Consider the following 255-nt stretch of genomic DNA (forward strand, 5'->3'; position numbering starts at 1 on the left):
GCTGGTTGGAGAAGAACGGGTTGATCGTATAGTCCTGCGCGCCGAGCTCGACCCGAGCGATATCGCGCACCCGGGTCAGCCGGCCCTGGTCGTCGCGCTTGATGATGATGTCGGCGAACTGGTCGGGCGTCGTCAGCCGGCCTTGCGTCTGGATGCCGAGCTGGAACGCCGTGCCGCCGCGATTGAACGGCGGCTGGCCGACCGAACCGACCGCGACCTGGGCGTTCTGGTTGCGGATTGCAGTGGTGATCTCGT

Annotated in this window: 1 protein-coding gene; it reads right to left on the bottom strand. The window is 66.3% G+C overall.

The window, feature by feature from the left end:
- The coding region (locus AC0KVN_RS27715; RefSeq protein WP_483656869.1) for an efflux RND transporter permease subunit at window positions 1-255 on the bottom strand (255 nt) is incomplete at both ends.

The organism is Sphingobium sp. SG1 (genome assembly GCF_057063145.1).